The organism is Rhizobium sp. Root1212 (assembly GCF_001424985.1).
Taxonomy (GTDB): Bacteria; Pseudomonadota; Alphaproteobacteria; order Rhizobiales; family Rhizobiaceae; genus Pararhizobium.
Window position 1 is genome coordinate 717862 of record NZ_LMDA01000001.1, and the last position, 20818, is coordinate 738679.

Annotated in this window: 18 protein-coding genes; 3 read left to right on the forward strand and 15 right to left on the reverse strand. The window is 63.1% G+C overall.

Annotation, left to right across the window (positions count from 1 at the left end; genetic code table 11):
* Nucleotides 1-34 precede the first annotated feature (34 nt).
* The 4 genes from ASC86_RS03420 to ASC86_RS03435 all read right to left on the reverse strand — a co-directional run bounded on the left by ASC86_RS03420 (nucleotide 35) and on the right by ASC86_RS03435 (nucleotide 5475).
* Nucleotides 35-1693: an alpha-glucosidase gene (locus tag ASC86_RS03420; protein WP_056316020.1), complete on the reverse strand. Its 1659-nt coding sequence runs from the start codon at nucleotides 1691-1693 to the stop codon at nucleotides 35-37.
* Between the two features lie 83 nt (nucleotides 1694-1776).
* Complete coding sequence (locus ASC86_RS03425; protein ID WP_056316023.1) at nucleotides 1777-2922, reverse strand: carbohydrate ABC transporter permease; 1146 nt, start codon at nucleotides 2920-2922, stop codon at nucleotides 1777-1779.
* A 1-nt stretch (nucleotide 2923) separates the two neighbouring features.
* Nucleotides 2924-3934: a sugar ABC transporter permease gene (locus ASC86_RS03430; protein ID WP_056316027.1), complete on the reverse strand. Its 1011-nt coding sequence runs from the start codon at nucleotides 3932-3934 to the stop codon at nucleotides 2924-2926.
* Between the two features lie 182 nt (nucleotides 3935-4116).
* Nucleotides 4117-5475, reverse strand: coding sequence for an ABC transporter substrate-binding protein (locus ASC86_RS03435; RefSeq protein WP_056316030.1), 1359 nt, complete (start codon nucleotides 5473-5475; stop codon nucleotides 4117-4119).
* A gap of 293 nt (nucleotides 5476-5768) precedes the next feature.
* Between ASC86_RS03435 and ASC86_RS03440 the strand changes: the two genes are divergently transcribed.
* The gene (locus ASC86_RS03440) at nucleotides 5769-6803 is read left to right on the forward strand and encodes a substrate-binding domain-containing protein (protein WP_056318197.1); all 1035 of its coding nucleotides are present in this window, start codon (nucleotides 5769-5771) and stop codon (nucleotides 6801-6803) included.
* A 275-nt stretch (nucleotides 6804-7078) separates the two neighbouring features.
* Here ASC86_RS03440 and folD read toward each other — a convergent pair whose 3' ends face one another.
* Both folD and ASC86_RS03450 read right to left on the reverse strand, forming a co-directional pair.
* The gene (folD, locus tag ASC86_RS03445) at nucleotides 7079-7978 is read right to left on the reverse strand and encodes a bifunctional methylenetetrahydrofolate dehydrogenase/methenyltetrahydrofolate cyclohydrolase FolD (protein WP_056316033.1); all 900 of its coding nucleotides are present in this window, start codon (nucleotides 7976-7978) and stop codon (nucleotides 7079-7081) included.
* Nucleotides 7979-8101: 123 nt separating this feature from the next.
* Nucleotides 8102-10129: a GumC family protein gene (locus tag ASC86_RS03450; RefSeq protein WP_056316038.1), complete on the reverse strand. Its 2028-nt coding sequence runs from the start codon at nucleotides 10127-10129 to the stop codon at nucleotides 8102-8104.
* A gap of 223 nt (nucleotides 10130-10352) precedes the next feature.
* On the opposite strand from ASC86_RS03450, the gene ASC86_RS03455 reads away from it, so the two are divergent.
* Entirely contained in the window at nucleotides 10353-11618 is a 1266-nt protein-coding gene (locus tag ASC86_RS03455; RefSeq protein WP_082509905.1) for a transporter, read from the forward strand.
* Between the two features lie 9 nt (nucleotides 11619-11627).
* On the opposite strand, the gene ASC86_RS03460 is transcribed toward ASC86_RS03455, so the two are convergent.
* Genes ASC86_RS03460 through ASC86_RS03470 form a run of 3 tightly spaced genes read right to left on the reverse strand, consistent with a single transcriptional unit; the run spans nucleotide 11628 to nucleotide 14580 of the window.
* Nucleotides 11628-12506 (reverse strand): DUF6492 family protein, encoded by an 879-nt coding sequence (locus ASC86_RS03460; RefSeq protein ID WP_056316042.1) that lies wholly within the window; start codon nucleotides 12504-12506, stop codon nucleotides 11628-11630.
* Between the two features lie 11 nt (nucleotides 12507-12517).
* The gene (locus ASC86_RS03465; protein WP_056316045.1) at nucleotides 12518-13333 is read right to left on the reverse strand and encodes a WecB/TagA/CpsF family glycosyltransferase; all 816 of its coding nucleotides are present in this window, start codon (nucleotides 13331-13333) and stop codon (nucleotides 12518-12520) included.
* Entirely contained in the window at nucleotides 13330-14580 is a 1251-nt protein-coding gene (locus ASC86_RS03470) for a glycosyltransferase family 4 protein (RefSeq protein WP_056316049.1), read from the reverse strand. The genes ASC86_RS03465 and ASC86_RS03470 overlap by 4 nt, the downstream gene beginning before the upstream one ends.
* A 159-nt stretch (nucleotides 14581-14739) precedes the next feature.
* Between ASC86_RS03470 and ASC86_RS03475 the strand changes: the two genes are divergently transcribed.
* The gene (locus ASC86_RS03475) at nucleotides 14740-15729 is read left to right on the forward strand and encodes a glycosyltransferase family 2 protein (protein ID WP_056316052.1); all 990 of its coding nucleotides are present in this window, start codon (nucleotides 14740-14742) and stop codon (nucleotides 15727-15729) included.
* A 49-nt stretch (nucleotides 15730-15778) separates the two neighbouring features.
* On the opposite strand, the gene ASC86_RS03480 is transcribed toward ASC86_RS03475, so the two are convergent.
* The 6 genes from ASC86_RS03480 to flhA all read right to left on the reverse strand — a co-directional run bounded on the left by ASC86_RS03480 (nucleotide 15779) and on the right by flhA (nucleotide 20699).
* Nucleotides 15779-16333, reverse strand: a complete 555-nt coding sequence (locus ASC86_RS03480) for a hypothetical protein (RefSeq protein ID WP_056316056.1) — start codon at nucleotides 16331-16333, stop codon at nucleotides 15779-15781.
* Entirely contained in the window at nucleotides 16333-16701 is a 369-nt protein-coding gene (locus tag ASC86_RS03485) for a hypothetical protein (RefSeq protein WP_056316061.1), read from the reverse strand. Before ASC86_RS03485 ends, ASC86_RS03480 begins: the two co-directional genes overlap by 1 nt.
* 122 nt (nucleotides 16702-16823) lie before the next feature.
* Entirely contained in the window at nucleotides 16824-17390 is a 567-nt protein-coding gene (locus ASC86_RS03490) for a rod-binding protein (RefSeq protein WP_056316063.1), read from the reverse strand.
* Between the two features lie 54 nt (nucleotides 17391-17444).
* Nucleotides 17445-17858, reverse strand: coding sequence for a hypothetical protein (locus ASC86_RS03495; RefSeq protein WP_056316066.1), 414 nt, complete (start codon nucleotides 17856-17858; stop codon nucleotides 17445-17447).
* 4 nt (nucleotides 17859-17862) lie between these two features.
* The gene (gene fliR / locus ASC86_RS03500) at nucleotides 17863-18615 is read right to left on the reverse strand and encodes a flagellar biosynthetic protein FliR (protein WP_056316069.1); all 753 of its coding nucleotides are present in this window, start codon (nucleotides 18613-18615) and stop codon (nucleotides 17863-17865) included.
* The gene (gene flhA, locus ASC86_RS03505; protein ID WP_056316072.1) at nucleotides 18612-20699 is read right to left on the reverse strand and encodes a flagellar biosynthesis protein FlhA; all 2088 of its coding nucleotides are present in this window, start codon (nucleotides 20697-20699) and stop codon (nucleotides 18612-18614) included. Before flhA ends, fliR begins: the two co-directional genes overlap by 4 nt.
* Between the last annotated feature and the right edge of the window lie 119 nt (nucleotides 20700-20818).

Genomic DNA, 20818 nt, shown 5'->3' on the forward strand with positions numbered 1-20818 from the left:
TATATCCGGCCTTTTTCCAAGGCCGCTTTGACTGTCAGACAAACCGCGCGAAAAACCCGCTCCACGCCGGCAGCGTGATGCGTTCCTCGCCGAGTTCAGATGCAAATCCATGCCCCTGCAGCACTTCCAGTATTTCGGCCGGCCGCTCCACCGTCGCCGCCTCGCCGCTCATATTGTAGAGGCAGAAGATGGTTTCGTTGCCGTGGGTGCGGGTGAAGCCGAGCACCGGCGCCTGATAGGGGCGGAAGTCGATCTCGCCCTTGGCGAAGGCCGGATATTGTTTGCGGAAGGCGAGGAAGCGGCGATAGTGCTGCAGCACGGAGCGCATATCCTGCTCCTGCACCGAAACGGCGCGGGCAACGTGCTCCGGCGGCACCGGCAGCCAGGTCTTGGCGGCGCTGAAGCCGCCATTTGCCTGCTTCGCATCCCAGACCATCGGCGTGCGGCAACCGTCGCGACCCTTGAAATCCGGCCAGAACTGGATGCCGTAGGGGTCCTGCAGGTCTTCAAAGGCGAGATCGGCTTCGGTCAGGCCCAGTTCCTCGCCCTGATAGATGCAGACGGAGCCGCGTAGCGTCATCAGCAGGCTTGCGAGGAACTTCGCATGGGCGTCGCGACCGGCGATATCCTGGCCCCAGCGGGTGATGTGGCGCACGACGTCGTGGTTCGAAAAGGCCCAGCAGGCCCAGCCTTCCGGTGCGGCCCGCTCGAAGGCGTGCTGCACCTCGGCGACGCCGGCCGGCGTCAGCGGATCGGGCGCCAGGAACTCGAAGGCGTAGCACATATGCATCTTGTCGCCGCCGGAGGTGTACTGGCCGGCGATCTCGAGGCCGATCTGGCTGTCGCCGACTTCGCCGACGGCGGCGATGGCCGGAAACTCGTCCATGACGGCGCGGAAACGGCGCAGGAAAGCGAGGTTTTCCGGCTGGTTCTTGTCGTAGAGATGTTCCTGATAATTGTACGGATTGACCGCCGGCGCGGTGTTGGCGTTGCGGCGCTCCGGCGCCAGCGCCGGGTTGTCGCGCAGCTGCTTGTCGTGAAAGTAGAAGTTGATGGTATCGAGGCGGAAGCCGTCGACGCCGCGCTCCAGCCAGAAACGCTCGACGCCAAGAAGCGCGTCCTGAACCTCGGGATTGTGGAGGTTGAGGTCCGGTTGCGAGGTCAGGAAGTTATGCATGTAATATTGCAGGCGCGTCGGGTCCCAGGCCCAAGCTGAGCCACCGAAGATCGACAGCCAGTTGTTCGGCGGCGTGCCGTCGGGTTTGGAATCCGCCCAGACATACCAGTCAGCCTTGGGATTGTAGCGGCTTGAGCGGCTTTCGACGAACCAGGGATGCTGGTCGGAGGTGTGAGACAGCACGAGATCGATCATCACCCGGATACCGAGGCGATGGGCTTCGGCGATCAGCGCGTCGAAATCGGCAAGTTCGCCGAAGAGCGGGTCGATGCCGCGGTAGTCCGAGACATCGTAACCAAAATCCTTCATCGGCGAGGTGAAGAACGGCGAAATCCAGATCGCATCGACGCCGAGCGAGGCGACGTAAGGCAACCTTGCGGTGATGCCCCTGAGATCGCCGATGCCGTCGCTGTTGGAATCCTGGTAGCTGCGCGGATAGATCTGGTAGATCACCGCGCCGCGCCACCAGTCCCGGTCGGGGGTCAGCAGGGTTTCGCCCGGTTTCGATACGGTCATGTTCATTTCGCTTGTCGTCCTGTGCTCTCTGTCTTTACGCAATTCCAGGCGGAAAATCGCTGCCTACTTTTCCCGGAATTGCTTTAGCCGCCCTTGACCGAGCCCGCCAGCAGGCCGCGCACAAGGTAGCGCTGCAGGCTGAAGAAGACGATCAGCGGAACGATGATGGTGATGAAGGCCGACGCCGTCAGGATTTCCCAGTTGCCGCCGCGGCTACCCAAGAGATTGACGAGGCGACCGGTGAGGACCAGCTCGTTGTTGCCCGTGCCGAGGAACACCATGGCCACCAAGAGGTCGTTCCAGGTCCAAAGGAACTGGAAGATCGCGAAGGAGGCGAGCGCCGGGAAGGAGAGCGGCAGGATGATCTTGACGAAGATGTCGAAGTCGCTCGCGCCATCGACGCGGGCGGATTCCATGATTTCGCGCGGCAGGCCGGCCATGTAGTTGCGCAGGAGATAGATGGCTAGCGGCAGGCCGAAGCCGGTATGGGCAAGCCAGATGCCCATATAGGTCTTGGCCGGCACCCCGAAGAAGCCACCGACGCCGTTATAGAGCTTCAGAAGCGGGATCAGCGACATCTGCAGCGGCACGACGAGCAGGCCGACGACAACCGCGATCAGCAGGGAGCGGCCCGGAAACTCCATCCAGGCCAGCGCATAGGCGGCGAAGGCGGCGATCAGGATCGGGATGATGGTCGAGGGAATGGCGACCGTCAGCGAGTTGATGAAGGAGGCGCCGATGCCTTCGGCATTCAGCACTTCGTGGTAGTTGTCGAGGGTGAAGCGGGGCGGCGTGGAGGCGGTGAAGAAGATGCGCTGGCCACGCGCGCCTTCCATGGATTTATCCGAGACGATCTCGTAGCTGCCGTCTTCCTGCACCGTCAGCTTCGCGCCGTCGGCGAGATCGACCGTTTCCCCGGCCTTGAAGGCAACGGGTTCGCGGCTGGATATGCCGAAGGCCGAAACCTTTCCGGCGTCGCTGTCACGGACATTGCCCGAGATCACGAACTTGCCGTCGCGCTCGACCTGGGCTTCGGCGGTCGGGGCGCGGAAGACGTCGTTGCGGGTCGAGCTGGAGAGCGCGGTCCACCAGCCGGAAACGGCGAGCTGGTCCTTGTCGCGCAGCGAGGAGATGAGAAGGCCGGCGGTCGGCAGCGTCCAGATCAGGACGAGAAGCAGAACCGACGCGTGGACAATCCACATCAGGGGAGAACGTGCAGCACCTATCATCTCAGTGGCCTCCCATTTCCTTGCGGGCGTTGCGGATGTTCCAGATCATGATCGGGACGACGAGGACCATGATGACGACGGCTATCGCGGCACCGCGGCCGAAATCCCCGCCCCCCCGGAACATCCAGTCGAACATGAGATTGGCGAGCACCTGGCTCTGCCATTGACCGTTGGTCATCGCCAGAACGATATCGAACACCTTGAGGACCAGGATGGTGATCGTCGTCCAGACGACGGCGATCGTGCCCCAGATCTGCGGGATCATGATCTTGAAGAAAATCTGCAGACCGTTGGCGCCGTCGATGACGGCGGCTTCCAGCGTCTCTTCCGGAATGCCGCGCAACGCCGCCGACAGGATGACCATGGCGAAACCGGTCTGAATCCAGATGAGGATGACCATCAGGAAGAAGTTGTTCCAGAAGGGAATGGTGATCCAGGCTTCCGGCGAGCCGCCCAGGGCAACGACGATGCCGTTGAGCAGGCCGATCTGTTCGGACCCTTCCGCCCGGTAGTCATAGATGAACTTCCAGATGACCGATGCGCCGACGAAGGAGATCGCCATCGGCATGAAGATCAGCGTCTTGGCGATATTGCCCCACCAGATACGGTCGGTGAGCGCGGCTATGATCAGGCCGAAAAAGGTGGCCGCGGCCGGCACGACCAGCAGCCAGAGGAAATTGTTGAAGATCGACTGGCGGAATTCGCCGTCATTGACCATCCAGACGAAGTTGCTGACGCCGACGAAATTCTGGCCGCTGCGATCGTGGAAGGCGAGCCAGACCGATTCGATCACTGGATAGATCAGGTAGATGGTGAGCGCGAAAAGCGCAGGCCCGAGAAAAAGCCAGGGGCGGATGGCATTGGTGATGCGCAGGTTTTTTGAGGCCTGCGCGCCCGAACGTCCCTTGGAGGGAAATATCTGGTCGAGGACCCAGTTCGTCCCGAAGAAATAGGCGACGCAGGCCAGCACGCCCGCCGCCATGGTCAAGATGGCGTAAATCAATTGCTGCACGGCAATTTCCTCCCCAGGAACGGACGACCGTAAGCCGGCCTGCCCTCTGCATCCCCTGCACGAGTGCCGCCTTGCGCGGCATCCGCGTTACGCCGGCAGCATTGCGACCGCAGGCGCTCCTCCCTCATCGAGGCCTTGGAAGCTCCGCCGGCCAAGCCGGCGGAACTCATGTTGGGATAGGTTTACTTGATGGCGTCCCAGGCCTTCTGGATGTCGGCCGAGACATCGGCGGAGGACTTTCCGCCGACATAATCGACCATGCCGGTCCAGAACGCGCCCGCGCCGATCTTGCCCGGCATCAGGTCGGAACCGTCGAAGCGGAAGGTCGTGGCGCCAAGAAGAATTTCACCCTGCTTCTTCATCGGGCCGTTGGCATAGGTGTCCTTGTTGGCGCTCTTGAACGGCGTCAGGAAGGACGACTGGGCCATCCAGACTTCGTGGGCGATCGGCGTTTTCAGGAATTCGATGAAGGCGCGCGAGGCCGGCGTATCCTTGGTGATCATGGCGAGCGTACCGGCACCGAGAACCGGGTTGCCGAGATCCGGCTTGCTGGCATAGGGCGGCATGTAGAAGAAATCCGCATCCTGGCCGACGACCGTGCCTTCCGGGAAGAAGGACGGGATGAACGATGCCTGATGGTGCAGGTAGCACTTCGGCGGCGAGGCAAAGAGACCCTTCGGGCTGTCGCGGAAGTCGGTCGCGGCAACGGCAGCGGCACCGCCATCGACGAACTTGTCGTTCTTGGCGAACCAGCCGAACTCATCGATCGCGCCGGTGACGGCCGCATCGGTGAACGGGATCTCGTTCTTGATCCACTTGTCGTAGACGTCTGCCGACTGGGTGCGCAGCATCAGGTCTTCGACCCAGTCGGTCGCCGGCCAGCCGGTCGCGCCGCCGGAGCCGAGGCCGATGCACCACGGGGTGCCGCCGTCGGCGACGATCTTTTCGGTCAGGGCCTTCAGGTCTTCCATCGTCTTCGGAACTTCGTAACCGGCGTCCTCGAAGTTCTCCGGCACGTACCAGACGAGCGACTTCACGTCGATCTTGTAGGGGAACGCATAGAGCGCCTTGGTGCCGTCCTTGCCGGCATAGGTCGACAGATCGACCCAGGACTGGCCGGCGGCGTAGTTGTCGAGCAGCCACTTCTGGGTTTCTTCGCCGAGCGGCGTCAGATAACCCTTGGAAGCGAGGTCGGCGATCAGGCCCGGCTGGGGCAGGATGGCGACATCCGGCGGGCTGCCCGCCTGGGTGTCGATGACGATCTGCTGTTCGTAGTTTTCGGACGAGGAATATTTGACGTCGACGCCGGTCGCGTCACGGAAATAGTCGAGCATCGATTCGGCCAGCGCCTGGTCTTCGCCGCGCCACGGCCCGAAGATCGTCAGCGTTTGCCCCTTGAGGTCATGGCCCTTCTTGAACTCTTCGAAGCTTGCCCAGTTGAACTTCTGATCCTCGCCCGGCTTGAACTTCAGCTCGGCGGCATTGGCGGCACCTGCGATAAGCGCCAGCGCGGCCACTCCCATCAGGAATGTCTTTTTCACGTCTCGTCCTCCCAAGAAACGCCCGGCGCAGCTGACGCCAAGCCTCAAACAAGCGCACAATTCAAAGCGCTTTGAAACGGTAAGAAACCATCGCGACCCATGTGGAGTCAAGAGGGTTCCCTCATTTCGTGTATTTCACCCGGAATTACGCTGTTGCAGCGAAGGTTTGCAACGCAACAAAGGCTATTTTCCTTTGTCACTCCTTGCAGTGGTGGTAGAAAATTGCTGTGTCTGGCATTCGAGGCGAGGAATCCGACCAGGCATCAAAGCGCTTTGAGGAGGAGGCGCTGTTCATGAGCGTGAATTTGAAGAAGCTTGCGGAGATGCTGGGCCTGTCGCAGACGACCGTCAGCCGCGCGCTGAACGGCTATCCGGAGGTCAATGCCGAGACCCGCCAGCGGGTACTGAGCGCCGTGCGCGAGACGGGCTACCGGCCGAACCGTGCTGCCCAGCGGCTTGCCACCGGCCGCGCCGGCTCGATCGGCCTTGTCATGCCGATTGCGCAGGGCATCGATTCGGACGTGCATTTCGGCGAATTCCTGGCCGGACTCGGTGAAGAAGCGGTGCGCCACGACTTCCATTTCGTGCTCAATCCGAGTGCGCCGGAAGACGAGGAGCAGACGTTCAAGCGGCTGGCGGCGAGCGGCAATGTCGATGCGCTGTTCCTGGCCTATGTCCGGGCGAACGACCCGCGCATCGCCATGCTGAAATCGCTTTCGATCCCCTTCGTGGTGCATGGGCGAACCATCGATCAGGCGACCGATTATCCCTTCCTCGACATCGACAATACCGGCGCTTTCTACGAGGCAACGCGGCTCCTGATCCAGCTTGGTCACCGCCGCATCGGCCTGATCAACGGCCACGGCCATCTCACCTTCGCCATTCGCCGCAAGAAGGGCATGGTGCGCGCACTCGACGAAAACGGCCTCGCCTTCGACGAGGCGCTGTCGCACAACTCGCTGATGACGGACGAATACGGCTACCGGGCGATGGAGCGTTTTCTCGCCAACCCGGAGCCGCCGACGGCGGTGCTCTGCTCCAGTACGGTGATGGCGCTCGGGGCGGTCCGGGCCATCAACAGGGCGAACCTGACGATCGGCAAGGATATCTCGATCATCGCGCACGACGATGTTCTGCCGATGCTGAAGCCGGAAAACTTCATGGTGCCGCTGACGACGACGCGCTCGTCGCTGCGCGCGGCCGGTGCGCGGGTCGCGAGCCGACTGATTTCACGGATCAGCCAGCCTTCGGATGCGGTGGAACAGGAATTGTGGCGCACCGAACTGATCGTTCGGGCTTCGACCGGGCCTGCGCCGGGGAGGAAATGAGGGCGGTATGGCGCGCCTGCTGCAACGAACCGCTCTCGATGAAAAAGGTTCGCGAAGGAAGGCTCTCAGCAGGCAAGCTTTCGCTGGAGCGACCTCGCCCGCTCCACACTCCGTCATGCTCGGGCCTGACCCGAGCGTCCACCGATCCCCACCGCGTGGATGGTCTGGGAGATGGTCGGGTCAAGCCCGACCATGACGAAGGAGAGAGAGGAGCGCGGGGCCGAAGGGTGTGGGTGGTTGCTTGGCCAACCGAGGCGCCGCCCCCGACATACCTCTTAAAACTTCGGCGCCTTGCGGCCTAGCTTGCGGTAGGTGGCGATGATCGTGTTGGCCATCAGCATGGCGATGGTCATCGGGCCGACGCCGCCGGGGACCGGAGTGATGACGGCGGCCACCTTGGCGCATTCCTCGAAGGCGACATCGCCGACGAGCTTGGACTTGCCCTCGCTCTTCTCCGGGGCCGGAACGCGGTTGATACCGACGTCGATCACGGTGGCGCCGGGCTTCACCCAATCCGCCTTGACCATTTCCGGGCGGCCGACGGCGGCGACGAGGATGTCGGCGTTGCGGCAGACGGAAGCGAGATCCTTCGTGCGGGAATGGGCGACCGTGACCGTGGCATTGGCGGCGAGCAGCAGCGTCGCCATCGGCTTGCCGAACAGGTTGGAACGGCCGACGACCACGGCGTTGAGACCGGACAGGTCCTCGCCATGGGTGCGCTTGACGAAAACCATGGCGCCGGCCGGCGTGCAGGACACGAGGCCGCCGTCGAGATCGCCGGTCGCCAGCTTGCCGGCATTGACGACGTTCAGGCCGTCCACGTCCTTTTCCGGCAGGATCGACTGGATGATCGGCTCGGAATTCAGGTGCTTCGGCAGTGGCAGCTGCACGAGGATGCCGTGGATTGCGGGATCGGCGTTCAGCGTTTCGACAAGCGCCGCCAGGGTTTCCTGCGTCGTCTCTTCCGGCAGGGTGTGCTGCACGGAGGCGAAGCCGCATTCCTTGGCCATCCGGCCCTTGGCTGACACATAGGCGTGGCTTGCCGGATCGTTGCCGACGATGACGACGGCGAGGCCCGGCTTGACGCCAGCTTCCTGCACCAGCGTGGTCGTTGCCGCCTTCACCGCATCGATCACGGACGCGGCAACCTGTTTGCCATCAATAACGGTGGTCACGGATGTCTCTCCCGGCTTCGTTGTTCGGCGACACTTTAGAGCAAGCGGAGGGGCAGGATGGCCTTATTGCGTCCTATGATGTCCCGTTGCGATAAATGCAAGTCCCTTAGCTCAGAGACCTGTTTACCCCCGGCGGGCAGAGCGGGCGCGGGCGTAATCTTCGACGCGCGAGCGCAAGGCCCTCAGCTCGTCATGGACATGGGCGACGGCGGGATCGATCTGCGGCCGCGCCGGTTCCGGCCGATACCCTTCGCGGGCGGCAAGCGCGGAAAGGGCGGCGACCGAGGCCGCATCGTGATGCGACGACGGCTCGCTGCGGCTGGCGAAGCGGTATTCCGGCTCCTCGACGGACTTGCGGCGACGGGGCGGGTCGTCGCCTCCCCCCTGCGGCGGCGGAACGGACATTTCCGGCTCTTCCTCGACGTCTTCCGGCGCGGCGGCCTGGGACAGCAGCTGTCGCAGGCTCCGGACGACGCCGAGCAGTACCCCGAGGCCGATGCCGGCCATGAAGCCCAGGACGATGCCGAGGATGGCGATGGTCTTGCGCGATTTGCCGCTGGGGGCAAGCGGCGCCTGCGCCGGGGAAATGACCCGGATGTTGCGGGAGGTGAGCTTTTCCTCTTCGCCCGTCTCGCTGGCGCGCTTCAGGAAGGATTCGTAGATGGTACGGGTGGCATTTGCCTTGCGCTCCAGCTCGCGCAGCTCGATCAGAGAGCCGGCGGTGCTGACCTGCTGGGTTTTCTGCACGGCAAGCTGGCGCAGCAGGTCCTGCTCGGCCTTCTGGGCGCGTTCCAGTTCGGTAAGGTTGGTGGCGGCAATGCGGCGCAGCTCGTTGGTCACCTCGGAGCGGGCGACGTCGAGCGCCTGCGCGGCGGCGAGCCGCTGCGGATGGCGGGGACCGAGGCTGGCGTCGAGGGAGCCGAGCTGGGCGCGGGCCCCCGAATACTGCTTGCGAAGTTCCGAAAGCGCGACGGAGGAAAGTTCCTCGGGGAAACCGCCGCTCAGGACGAGATCGGCATTCGCCTTGGTGACGATCTCCACCTTGGCCTTTGCATCGCTGATGCGGCTGCGGACGGCGGCCACCTGGTCGTTCAGGGCGAGTAGCTGCTTGTCGGAGATCAGCTCGCCATTGGCGCCGAAGATGTCATGTTCGGCCTTATAGCTTTCGACGGCGTTTTCCGCCTCATCGAGCGCACGGCGCAGCTCGGACAGCCGGCTGTCGAGAGCCTCGGTCGTGCGCTGGAAGAAGCCGGATTGCGCCGACTGTTCTTCAGCAAGGAAAGTCGCGACGAGGCGATTGGCGATCAGCGCGGATTTTGCGGCATCGCGGCTCTTGACCTCGACGGTGACGACGAAGGTCTTCTGATCGCGGAAGACGGAGATCGCTTCGGCGAGCTTGTCGAGCACGCGCGGATCGACGGTGGTTTGCGCGGCCGCCTCCGATACCGGCCTGCGGGCCGGCGCGACGATTTCGCCGATTACCTTCACGCCGTCGCTGAAGCCGCCGCTTCCTGCCTGCTGCGTGCCGAACTCGCCGTCGCGCTCCAGCCCGAGGTCGGTCGCGACCTTGGCGAGCACCGCCGGCGAACGCAGCACCTGGGTCTGGCTGTCGACGAGGGCGAGGATGGCTTCGGTGGAAAGGCTCTGCTTTGAGAGGTCCGAGTCCGTCAGCTGTACCTCGCGCGGATCGATATAAAGCTTGCTGTCAGCGACATAGACCGGCGGGGTCGACATGGAGAAGAGCACGCCGGCCACCGCGCCGAGAAAGGTGGTGGCAAGCACCGCATACCGCAACTGCCAGACGGAGCCGGCGATGACGGCGATATCGATCAACGGGCGGTCGGGCGATGACGAAGCCGGCTGGGGAAGAGCCTTCACGCTGCCGCCCAGCCGCGCAAACAGGCCGGGACGCTTCGGCTTTTCGACCGCGGCGGCGGATTGTTCGATCTTGCGAGGTTCGGTCTTCCGGGGTTCGGGGGCGGTTCGCCGGGGTCCTGCGGAGGTTTCCTGTCCGTCTGCCAGCGCCTGCAGCCGGTCGATCAGCGAGGCCGGATCGCCCGCCGGCGAGCGCGCAGCCGCCGGCCTTTCCTGCGGCGCGAAGTCGAGGAGCGAGCGGGCTGGCGCGCGTCTTTTGTTTTCCGGCTCGAACATGAATGCCTGCGATAATGAAAGCGAAACTCGGCGATGGTGAAGACAACTTAAGTTTTTATGGACAACAAACCGTTAACGGCCTGGCCGCCGGAGCGTATAAAAGCGCTGGGAACAAAGCTTTCCCCTGTCCCAAACCGGTCGTTAAACTTTGCAAACTAAAAGCGGAAAAGCGACCTGGCTGGCCGGCCGGACCGCGCTTCCCAAGGACCATTGGACCCGGACCGTGATCGAGCTTGCCAAGACGCTTTATAGCCGCCATCGCGGCGTGATTCAGGCCTATCTTTCGATGACCGGCGGTTCTGCCGGGCGGCTCGTCCTGTCGCTGGTTTATTTCATCTGCATCGCCAACGGGCTGTCGATCGCCGAATTCGGGCTCTTCGCCACGGCGTCGGCGGCCGGTATCATGATCTCCCGCATCCTCGCCTTCGGGTTCATGTCGCCGCTCTACCGGGTGGCGACGGTGAAGCCCCTGCTTGTCGGCACCTACAGCCTGGGCTTTCTCGTCGGCGCGGTTGCTTCGCTGCCGCTCATCGCGCTTGTCAGCTTCGGCGTCTATCACGCGGTGTTTTCCGCCGACATGGCGCTCTCCGTCTTCGCCGCCTTCATCGCGGCGGAGGTCGTCTGCTGGCGCGGGCTCGAGACGGTGGTCATCGTGCTGAACGGGCTCGGCCGTTTCGGCAAGGCAGCGATGCTGGTCATCATCGGCACGGGACTGCGCACCGCAGCCGCCGTGATCTTCGCCTTTGCCGGCGCTTTGTCGCTCGGCAACTGGTCGATCTACTATCTCGTCGCGAACGGCGCGGGGCTGCTGGTCGCCCTCCTCTTCTTCTTTCCGAAAGTGCGGCTGCGCTGGCGGCTGGCGCTCTATCTCCGGCGCTGGGCGGATTCGGTCTCGGTAGCGGGAGCGGAGATGCTGTTCTACGTGCAGTCGGAATTCGACAAGATCGCCGTTCTTTCGATCGGCGGCCCCGCCGTTTCCGGCCTCTACGCCATCATCATGCGGCTTGCCGACCTGACCGCGCTGCCGGTGCGCTCGTTCAACGTGCTGCTGGTGCAGAAGATCATGCGCACGCCCGGCACCATCTCCTCCTGGCGCACGCGGCTGATCATCGAGGCGCTGGTGGCTGCCGTCTCGTTCCTCGCAATCGCCGCCATGGCCGTCTATCTCTGGCTCTTCCCGCGGGGGTTGGGCAACAATGTCTCGGAAGCCGCACCCTTTATGATGGCCGTGCTGCTCGTGCCGTCGTTTCGCAATCTCGTCGAGTATCACTCCGAACTGCTCTATGCGACGGGCGCGACGGTGCGGCGGATGTTCAACCTGGTGATCGCCGGCGTGCTGAAGGTAGGCTTGCTGGCGCTGCTGCTCTCGGTGAGCCTTGAGGCCAGCTTCTGGGCGCCGATGCTGAACGGGGTCTATCTGGCCGTCTACGCCGCATCCTTCGCGCTGACCTACACGGCATTGACGAAGGAGCGGGCGCGGGTGATCTGACGTCGAAGATCAGGCGGCTTCGCCGAGCATCAGGGCGCGGATATCGCCGAGATCGTGGCCGACGAAGGACTGGACGCCGATGCCGATCTGGTACGGCGCCATATCGGCGAGGAAATGCCTGAGGCCCGTTGCGTCGCGGGCATAACTATCCTCGAACCAGAGCACGTGACAGAGCGCTTCGCTGCTCGGATAATGGCCCTCGCCCTTCAGCACCTCGTCTACGAAACGCCCGTAGATCAGGCATTCGGAGAACTGCCGCGAGCGGATCATCGTGCGTATCCAGCCCCGGCCATGGCGGCTTTCGATATGGTCGAGCAGCGCCCGGCAGGTATCGGTGCGCCAGCCGATCAGCGTGTTGATATAGTCGTTGGCCGGCAGGCTGTAAGGGCCGATGCCGAGCAGCCGGTCGGAATGGGCGAGCCATTCGAGATGGTTGGAGCGCATCTGCGGCTTTATGCCGTTCGGCTTGCGATAGAGCGCCAGCCGCCCGTCGCGCCAGAGGCTGGCAGGGTCGAAATCGCGCAAGAGCACGACATCCGAATCGATCGAGAACATCATGGGCTCGTCGATGATACGGCTCAGTGCGAAACGGCGCAGCTGCTGCACATGCCAGCCGCGCAGCGGCAGGCCGAAGGGGCTGATCCAGATCTTGCGGCGGCCGCGCGAGGCGGGATCGGGGATCGCCCTCAGCCAGGACGGCAGCAACTCGCGCTCGGAAACGATGCGGCGGCGCGGTCCCTGAAGCGCGCTGAAGAGAGCGACATCGAAGGGGGCGACGAGGATATAATGGGTCCAGTCACCCTTCAAACGCCGATCCATGCTTTCGCACAGCATCCGGCAACGCTCGAAATCCGCGGCGTAGGACGCCGTTACGACAGCTGTGCGCATGAAACGATCCGTCAGAGCAGCCTCTGTCCAATTCTACGGGGCTGGCGTGAAGAACCCTTCGCGCCCGAGGTCAATTTATGGCGCAAAACCCGATAGAGAAACAAGGGGTTGCCAATGATATAACGGCGCCACAGGCGGCGCGGCTCGTGGACCAGCCGGTGCAGCCATTCCAGCCGCAACTGGCGCACGCCTTGCGAGGCGCGCGGCATCTCGTCAGCGACGAAATCGAACAGCGCGCCGACGCCGATGATCAGGCGAGCGTGGCCGGGGCCGACGTAACGGTCGATCCACTTTTCCTGCCGGGGGCTGCCCATGGCGACGAGAAGGATATCCGGCTGTGCCGCCCTCACCCGCTCCATGACGGCATCGGATTGCGAGAGATCGAAATAGCCGTCGCTGACCGGGATAAAGGTGTGCCACGGTGCATGCTTGGCGAAATTGGCGGCGGCGCGCTCCAGCACGTCGCGCTTTGCGCCGATCATCGCGACCCGGCGCGGCGTCGTCATATAGGTCATCAGCGCCGGCACGAAATCCGTGCCGTTGAGATTGGCCGGGAACATCCGGCCGTGCATGACGCGCGAGGCGATGTCGATGCCGTGGCCGTCGGGCAGCACGATATGGCGGCAGAGGATGTCGTGATAGTCCCTGTCCTTCAGCGCCAGATTGGCGTTGTTGGCATTGAGGAACGAAATCACCGTCTGGCCGATCGGCAGCGAGGCCAGTTCGTCGGCAAAGGTGAAGGCATCCGCCCAGCCGAAATCGCAGACGGGAATATCGAAGATCATCCGCTGCGACGGGATGATCTGGGTATCGCGCGAAAGGTTCATCGTGCCTTGCCTCCCTCATGGACGGCAAATCGTTCCTTGGCCGCCGGCTGGCCGGTGGCCGGGGGCTTGGCCTGGGACGCCTCGCGGCCGAGGCTCGCAAGCCCCTCCTGAAGCGTTTCCAGCAGCCGCGATTTCTGCGCATGGTGGAACAGCGCGCCGGAAACCCGCAGGCTCTCGCCGGCCCGGAGATCGGCGACGCGCTCGGTGAGCAGCCGGGCAAATTCCGCATCCTGATCGGCAATGGAGCAGTTGGACGGGATCACGTCGATGCCGCGCAACGACTGGCGGGTCGCGACCGTCGCAAGCCCCAGCTCGAAGGCCTCGATGGTTTTCAGCTGCACGCCCGATCCGCTTTTGGCGATGAGCGGAATGACGCCGCAGGAGGCGGCGAAGGCATGCGCATCCGGCACCCGGCCGAGGAAGGTGACGCCTGGATGGGAAACGGCCGGCGTGCCCGCGAGCTGACCGGCGATGGCGATCGTCACATCCGGCGCAAGCTGCGGCACGACGCGCGAGAGGAACCAGTCGAGGCCGATGCGGTTCGGTTTCCAGCTCCAGGTGCCGATCAGGCCGATATCGTATTGCGGGCGCGGGGCCGGCAGCGGCGCGGGCGCTTCCCACTGGGTGACGAGCGGCAACACGCTCGCCTTGTCCGACATCAGGTAACCGAAGCCGAAACGGTCACCTTCGGCAAAGGTCCAGATATGGGAGGCGGCCTGCGTCAGCTGGCGCTCGTATTGTTCGAGATAGCGGGCCTCGCGGAAAAACAGCGCGCGCTCGATGCGGCCGCCCGCGCGCTCGGCATTGGCAAGGGCCGCTTCCGCCTCGACATTGTGGGCGACGTAGATCGTCGGATATTTCTGGAAGACGCTGGCGAAGGCGGCGGGCAGCTGCACGGAATTGAGGATAATGCCGTCGAAGGGCTGCAGTTCGGCGAGCAGCGTCTCGATCCGCTCCGCCGAGACCTTCAGCATCTTTGCCGAGGAGAGGCTGGTGCGCTTCATCAGCGCGGTCAGCAGCCAACCGAGCTTGGTGACGGCCCCCACGCGCGCATTGGTGAGTTCCACTTCGCCCAGAAGATGGGTCGGTCCCTCCTGCGCCGGCGTCTGTCCCGGCTCGATATAGCCGACGACGCTGACCCGGTGGCCGAGCGCGACCAGTCCATCGAGCACCGCGCGGTTGGCGATGCCAAAACCGCTGGACGGGTTCGCGACGGGAACCAGTGAGGAGACGAAGAGCAGGTGCATGTTGCCACACGAGACTGGAGTTCAACTTCCAAGGACCATAGCAACACGCTGTGAAATCCGGCTTAAACTATTCATTCAAAAGCGAATTCCCGGATTAGGCATCTGTTTAGGAAGATTTGATTTAGTGCGGGTCAGTTTGAGTTTCCCGACAGGCCCGGAATGACCGCGACAACGCCGCATGTGTCGACATACCACCAGCAGGCGGCGGACCCGGCCGGCAGCATCCGGTATGCCGTGACGCTGCCGACTTTCCGGCGGCCCGAGCATCTGGTCAAAACCCTGAAGACCGTGCTTTCCCAAGCGCCTGGCGCGCCCTTCGCCGTGATCGTGATGGAAAACGACGCCGATGGCATGGAAGGCGCGCGGGCGGCAAAAGCCTTCTTCGAGCAGCACCAGGTCAATGCGCTCGTCGTCGTCGCCCATGATCGCGGCAACTGCCATGCCTACAATGCCGGCTGGGCGGCGGCGCTGTCGTCCTATCCGCGCTTGAAAGCGCTCGCCGTCATCGACGACGACGAGATCGCCGCCCCATCGTGGCTCGAAAATCTCATTTTGATACAGAACGAGACCGGCGCGGACCTCGTGGGCGGGCCGCAATTGCCCGATTTCGAGGACCGCAGCCGCGCGGCCATGAAGCGCCACCCGGTGTTTACGCCCCATTACGACACAAACGGGCCGGTTCCGATCCTCTATTCCTCCGGCAACGTGCTGGTCGGAGCGGACGTGCTGCGCGCCATGCCGCAGCCGTTCCTCGATCCCGCCTTCAATTTCACCGGTGGCGGCGACAGCGATTTCTACCGGCGCTGCAAGGCAAAGGGCTTTGCCTTCGCCTGGGCGAACGATGCCTGGGTGATGGAAACCATTCCGGCGCGGCGCACCGAGGAAAGCTGGGTGCGGGCCAGAAGCCTCAGGACCGGCGCGCTTTCGGCCCAGCTCGAACACCGCGCCCGCCCCGGTCTTGCCGGCAGGCTTCGCACCGTCGTCCGCTCGCTGCTGCTTCTCGCCGCCTCGCCGTTCCGAGGCTTTGCGCTCTGGCGCCGGACGGGCGTGCCGTCTGCGGCGCTGTTTCATTTCTATGTGGCGGTCGGTCGGCTGATGGTGGAGTTCGGCTTCATCAACGAGCAATACCGCAACCCGGAAAAAAATTAGCGCGGGACGCTTTCGCGGCCCGCGCTCTCGTTTTTTCCGTGATGTCGGCTCAGTGCGCCGACGCTTCCTTGCCCGGCAGGCGGTCGTGGGCGGTCTGACCGTTCTTGTCGACGATGGCGACCGGGCGCTGCTTCTGTTCGGTGGGCGTGGCAAGCCGGGCGACATCGGCCTTCGACAGATATTCCAGCTGCTCGACCAGAACCTCGAAGATGATCTCATCCTTGAAATTCTTGTTGAGGCCGTCCTTCACCGCCGTCTTGAAATGGGCGATGTCGAAGGAGCTGGTATCGGCGACATTGATCAGCCGTTCGCCGACCAGGATGTCATAAAGCGCGCTGGTGACGCTTTCCTTCAGCGGCACCTGCAGCGCCTTGATCTTGTTCTTGTCGACCGCGAAGGAAAGCTTGGTGAGGAAGTAGCCCTGCACCGCGCCGTCGGTGATGACCGGCACGGTGATCAGTTCGCCCGGCACGTATTCCTGCAGCGCCTTGCGCTCGGCATCTGCATCCGAGACGATCGGCGCGGAGGCGCGCTCCATCGAAAAATAGACGGAGCCGAGCGTGACGGCTGCGACCCAGACGCCGGTGAAAACAAGCTTCAACATCAGAAATCGCCGTAGCGGAACTGTTCCTGAGAATAGATGCCGTCGGCGTCCGCATTCTGAACGGCGCTCTTGAGGATATCGACGACCGAGCGGCAGGCTTCCATATGGGCGCCGACCTTCTGCGAATTCATCATCAGCTTGCCGCGGATGTGCTTCGTCTGGTCGATGAAGGAGGGCGAGACCGCGTCGAGCGAGGCATTGCGGTTCAGCATGCTCAGCTCATAGAGGCAGCGGCTCTTGCGGGCATTGGACATCTTCAGATCGAAGGTGGGATCGATACCGATGCGCTCGTTCTCATTGTCGAGGATCATCTCGAGACGACCCAGTACGTTGCGGATACGGACGTCAGTGGATGCAGCAGCTTCCATCGTTTGGCTCCCATAGGCGCAAGGCAGGCTGTCCCGACAGCCCCGTCGCATGCGCAGAATTCGTTTTCAAATCTCCCGGCCGAGGCCGGGAAACGGTTGATGCGGATAAGGCTTGAGGCCGGTTATGCCCGGTCCTTCGTCTGTTCGGTGCCCAGGAACTGGTCCACCGCTTTGCGCTCGTATTGCTGGACCATGCTCAGCGCGACATTGTTGCTGTTGCCGTCGAGCGAGGCGTTCACCCGCTCCGGGCCGCCACTGCCGACGATGCGGTCGGTGATCAGGCTGCGGGCGATGCCGACGCCTTCGCCTTCGGCCATGACGTTGGCGACCTGCTCGGCCATCATGCTCTTCCAGATGTCGCCGGCCGTTCCTTTGCCGTAGACGTCTTCGCTTTCAGCCGGCAGCATCGATTTCACGAAGTTCTGCAGCACCATGGCCTCGAACTTGCGGTAGGTCTCGGGGATCTTCGGCTGCTCGACGCGGTTGTTGATGTTGCCGAGGCCGGAGGAGCCCTCGCTCTGGTTCAGGACCGCCACGGTGTTGGCAAAGCCGTTGCCGTTTTCGACCAGACTCGTCGCCTGGAAGGCGGCGCGATTGGCCTTGAGCCGCGCCTGCGCCTCCTGAACCTCACTGGGGTCGGCAGCGCGCACGACATCCATCACGAGATCGCTGGGGGGAGAGATGGCCATCGGACAGTCCTTTCCTTCGGGCCGACGCGCGCAGGCGCCGATCTTGAGAAAGCACTATGATTTGCCAACCTTACCGGAAGCTGGAGGCGCCATCATGATCTGCTGGTCGACGAGATCGTAGATCGCATTGTCGGTTTCCTCGCGGTCCTCGGCCATGCGGGCGTCCTTCATGTTCTCCTCCAGCCGGTCGCCCTTGGCGCGCTCTTTCAGAACACGCGCCTCGTGCACCTCCTGGATACCGAGCAGCATCTGGTCCTTCTGGGCGAGGCGGCCAAGCTGGGAGGCATAGTGGCCGGAGAACATGGCATGCAGGGGTTTGGCCGAGCCCATGGCATCGGCAACGACATCGATCGTGTCGGCCAGTTCGCGGCGCTGGCGCGCGGTTTCGGCCAGTTCGCTTTCGGCCATCTGTTCCAGATGCCGCTGCACGGCCACAAGACGCTTCAGCTTGTCGGAACGGCTTTTCATCGGGCTATCCTCCGAGCATGACCGGGCCGAAACCATCGGCAAACAGCTTCAGCATCGCCGCGATCCCGAGATAGAGCAGGAACATGCCGCCCATGATGAGATAAGGCAGCGAAATGAAGTAGAGCGGCATGGCCGGAGCCAGCTTGTTGACGAGGCCGATGGCGAGGTTGAACAGCAGGCCGTAGATCAGGAAAGGGCTCGCCAGCCTGAGCATAATCATGAAGGTCGTCTCGAGCGCATTGGTGAGCGTGATCAGAACGCCCTGCGGATCGAAACCGGCGCCGAGCGGCATGACCTTGTAGGAATCGACGAGGCTTTCGATGATCACATGGTGGAAATCCAGCATGAACAGCATCATCAGGCCGGCAAAGCTGATGAGATTGGTCAGCTGGTTTTCCGGGGTGTCTTCGAGCACGTCGGCGGTCGGCGGGGCGTTGAAGCCCATCATCATCGTCAGCACCGTGCCGGCGAACTGGAGGCCGAGAACGTAATAGCGGGCGATCAGGCCGATGACCGAGCCGATGACGGTCTCGGTGGCGATGATGTAGATATAGGTGTGGGCCTTGCCGGTGACCTGCGGGTAGATCTGGTCCCACATGATCGGCAAAATCGCCATCGACACGGCGACGGCGACGAGGATGCGAATATTGACCGAGACGCGCGCGGTCGAAAAACCCGGCATGACCATGAAGCAGCCACCGATACGGCAGAATGCCGCAAACAGCGCCAGCACCGTGCCTTCCGGGTCGGTGATCATGAAATCGAGCCGATGATCTTGATCTCGAGGCCCTTGGCCAGCTCGACATGGCTCAAGACCGGCAATGTTGCAAAAAGGCGTTCGATGATCATGCGCACATAAGAGCGGGATTCGGGCGAACTTACCAGTACGAAAGGCATGCCGCGGTCCAGATGTTCGCGGATAACCCGCGTCGCCTGCTCCGAAAACTCTTCCAGATGACGCGGGTCGATGTCGAATTCGACGATTTCGCCCTTGGCATCGCGCTTCAGCGCCTGGTGGAACACCATGTCCCACTTGCTGCCGAGGCGCAGCACCCGCAGCGTGCCGTTGTCGGCGAGATCGCCGCAGAGCTGCTGCGACATGCGCACGCGCACGTGCTCGACGATCTGTTCGGTTTTTCTGACATGCGGCGCAAGTTCGGCGACCGCTTCGAGGATGAGATGCAGGTTGCGGATCGAGACGCGCTCGGCCAGCAGCAGTTTCAGCACCGCCTGCAGGCCCGAATAGGACATATGCGAGGTGCAGATTTCGTCCGCCAGCTTGCGGTATTCCGGGTCGAGACGTTCGATCAGAATCTTCACGTCCTTGTAGGAGAGAAGCTGCGGCAGGTTGTTGCGGATGACTTCCGACAGATGGGTCAGGACGACGGAAACGTTGTCGATCGGGTGGAAGCCTTCGCGCTTCAGGTCTTCTGTGAAGGTTTCGAGGATCGAGACCGCCGGCATGCCGAAAGCGGGTTCGCGGATATCGTCCCCCGGCACGCTCGGACGGCGGCCGCCGCCGGTGACGACGATGACTTCGCCGACGCGCACCGTGTTGGAGGCGATCGTCGTGCCGTGAATGCGGATGTGATAGGCCTTGTCCGGGATGCTGATATCGTCGGAAACCTTGATTTCCGGGACAATGAGCCCGTACTGGCCGGCGAATTTGCGGCGCATCTTGCCGACGCGGAAGGCCAGTTCCTGATGCGAGCCGAGCAGACGGGTCGAGACCTGCTTGCCGAGCAGCAACTCGATTTCGGCGGTCTTCAGCACCGACTTGACCGAATCCTTCTCGGTATCCTTGACCTGCGAGGCGACCTGCTGGTCGGCTTCGCGCTTGGCCTTGTTGGCGGCTTCCAGCTGGCGCGGAATGAGCCAGGAGAGAAAGGCCATGCCGCCGCCGAGAAGCGCGAACGGGAAGAACGGAAGGCCGGGCATCAGCGCCAGCGCCAGCACCAGACCGGAGGCCAGCATCAGTGCGCGCGGATAGTTGATGAGCTGGCCGACAACGGCCTGGTCGGTCGAGCCCGAGGTGCCGCCGCGCGAGACGAGCAGGCCGGCAGCGAGCGAAACGATCAGCGCCGGGATCTGCGAGACGAGACCGTCACCGACCGAGAGCTTGACGAAGACGTCGGCCGCCTCGCCGATCGACATGCCATGGCGGACATAGCCGATGATGATGCCGCCGAAGACGTTGATGCCGGTGATGAGCAAGCCGGCGATCGCATCGCCGCGCACGAATTTCGAGGCACCGTCCATCGAACCGAAGAAGGAGCTTTCCTCTTCCAGTTCGCGCCGGCGGCGCTGGGCTTCCTTCTCGTCGATCAGGCCCGCAGACAGGTCGGCGTCGATCGACATCTGCTTGCCGGGGATGGCATCGAGGGTGAAGCGGGCGCCGACTTCCGCGATACGTGTTGCGCCCTTGGTGATGACGATGAAGTTCACCGTGATCAGGATGAGGAAGACGATCAGACCGATAACGAAATCGCCGGACATCACGAGGCTGGCAAAGCCGGCGATGACGCCGCCCGCCGCATCATGGCCCTGATGGCCGTGCGAGAGGATGACGCGGGTGGTGGCGATGTTGAGCGCCAGCCGCGTCATGGTCGCGATCAGCAGGATGACCGGGAAGGACGAGAAATCCAGAGGCCGCTGAATCCACAGCGCCACCATCAGGATGAGCACGGAAAACGCGATGGAGAAGGCAAGCCCGATATCGATCAGAAACGGCGGGATCGGCAGGAACAGGATCGACAGGATCGCCACGATGCCGAGCGCGAAGCCGATATCTCGGCCACGGGGAGCGACTTTCGGGATGACCAGAGCAGGTGGTTGTGCCATCGGAACTTCCGTCTCTTCATGAGAGGCGGGCAGCATTCATACCTGCTGCCCAATTTATGGAAGAGACCTAGCGGCCGAAGCTTGCGCGAGGGTGATGGCTTGCTTCTCCCTTCTCCCCG

Excerpts from the sequence above, each read along its gene's own strand:
- ASC86_RS03480 (WP_056316056.1), bottom strand. The coding sequence starts at position 16,333 with ATGTTGAAGCTTGTTTTCACCGGCGTCTGGGTCGCAGCCGTCACGCTC.
- ASC86_RS03420 (WP_056316020.1), bottom strand. The coding sequence starts at position 1,693 with ATGACCGTATCGAAACCGGGCGAAACCCTGCTGACCCCCGACCGGGAC.
- ASC86_RS03425 (WP_056316023.1), bottom strand. The coding sequence starts at position 2,922 with ATGATAGGTGCTGCACGTTCTCCCCTGATGTGGATTGTCCACGCGTCG.
- ASC86_RS03440 (WP_056318197.1), top strand. The coding sequence starts at position 5,769 with ATGAGCGTGAATTTGAAGAAGCTTGCGGAGATGCTGGGCCTGTCGCAG.
- ASC86_RS03495 (WP_056316066.1), bottom strand. The coding sequence starts at position 17,858 with ATGAAAAGCCGTTCCGACAAGCTGAAGCGTCTTGTGGCCGTGCAGCGG.
- fliR (WP_056316069.1), bottom strand. The coding sequence starts at position 18,615 with ATGATCACCGACCCGGAAGGCACGGTGCTGGCGCTGTTTGCGGCATTC.
- ASC86_RS03475 (WP_056316052.1), top strand. The coding sequence starts at position 14,740 with ATGACCGCGACAACGCCGCATGTGTCGACATACCACCAGCAGGCGGCG.
- ASC86_RS03460 (WP_056316042.1), bottom strand. The coding sequence starts at position 12,506 with ATGCGCACAGCTGTCGTAACGGCGTCCTACGCCGCGGATTTCGAGCGT.
- ASC86_RS03450 (WP_056316038.1), bottom strand. The coding sequence starts at position 10,129 with ATGTTCGAGCCGGAAAACAAAAGACGCGCGCCAGCCCGCTCGCTCCTC.
- ASC86_RS03465 (WP_056316045.1), bottom strand. The coding sequence starts at position 13,333 with ATGAACCTTTCGCGCGATACCCAGATCATCCCGTCGCAGCGGATGATC.
- ASC86_RS03490 (WP_056316063.1), bottom strand. The coding sequence starts at position 17,390 with ATGGCCATCTCTCCCCCCAGCGATCTCGTGATGGATGTCGTGCGCGCT.
- ASC86_RS03470 (WP_056316049.1), bottom strand. The coding sequence starts at position 14,580 with ATGCACCTGCTCTTCGTCTCCTCACTGGTTCCCGTCGCGAACCCGTCC.
- flhA (WP_056316072.1), bottom strand. The coding sequence starts at position 20,699 with ATGGCACAACCACCTGCTCTGGTCATCCCGAAAGTCGCTCCCCGTGGC.
- ASC86_RS03485 (WP_056316061.1), bottom strand. The coding sequence starts at position 16,701 with ATGGAAGCTGCTGCATCCACTGACGTCCGTATCCGCAACGTACTGGGT.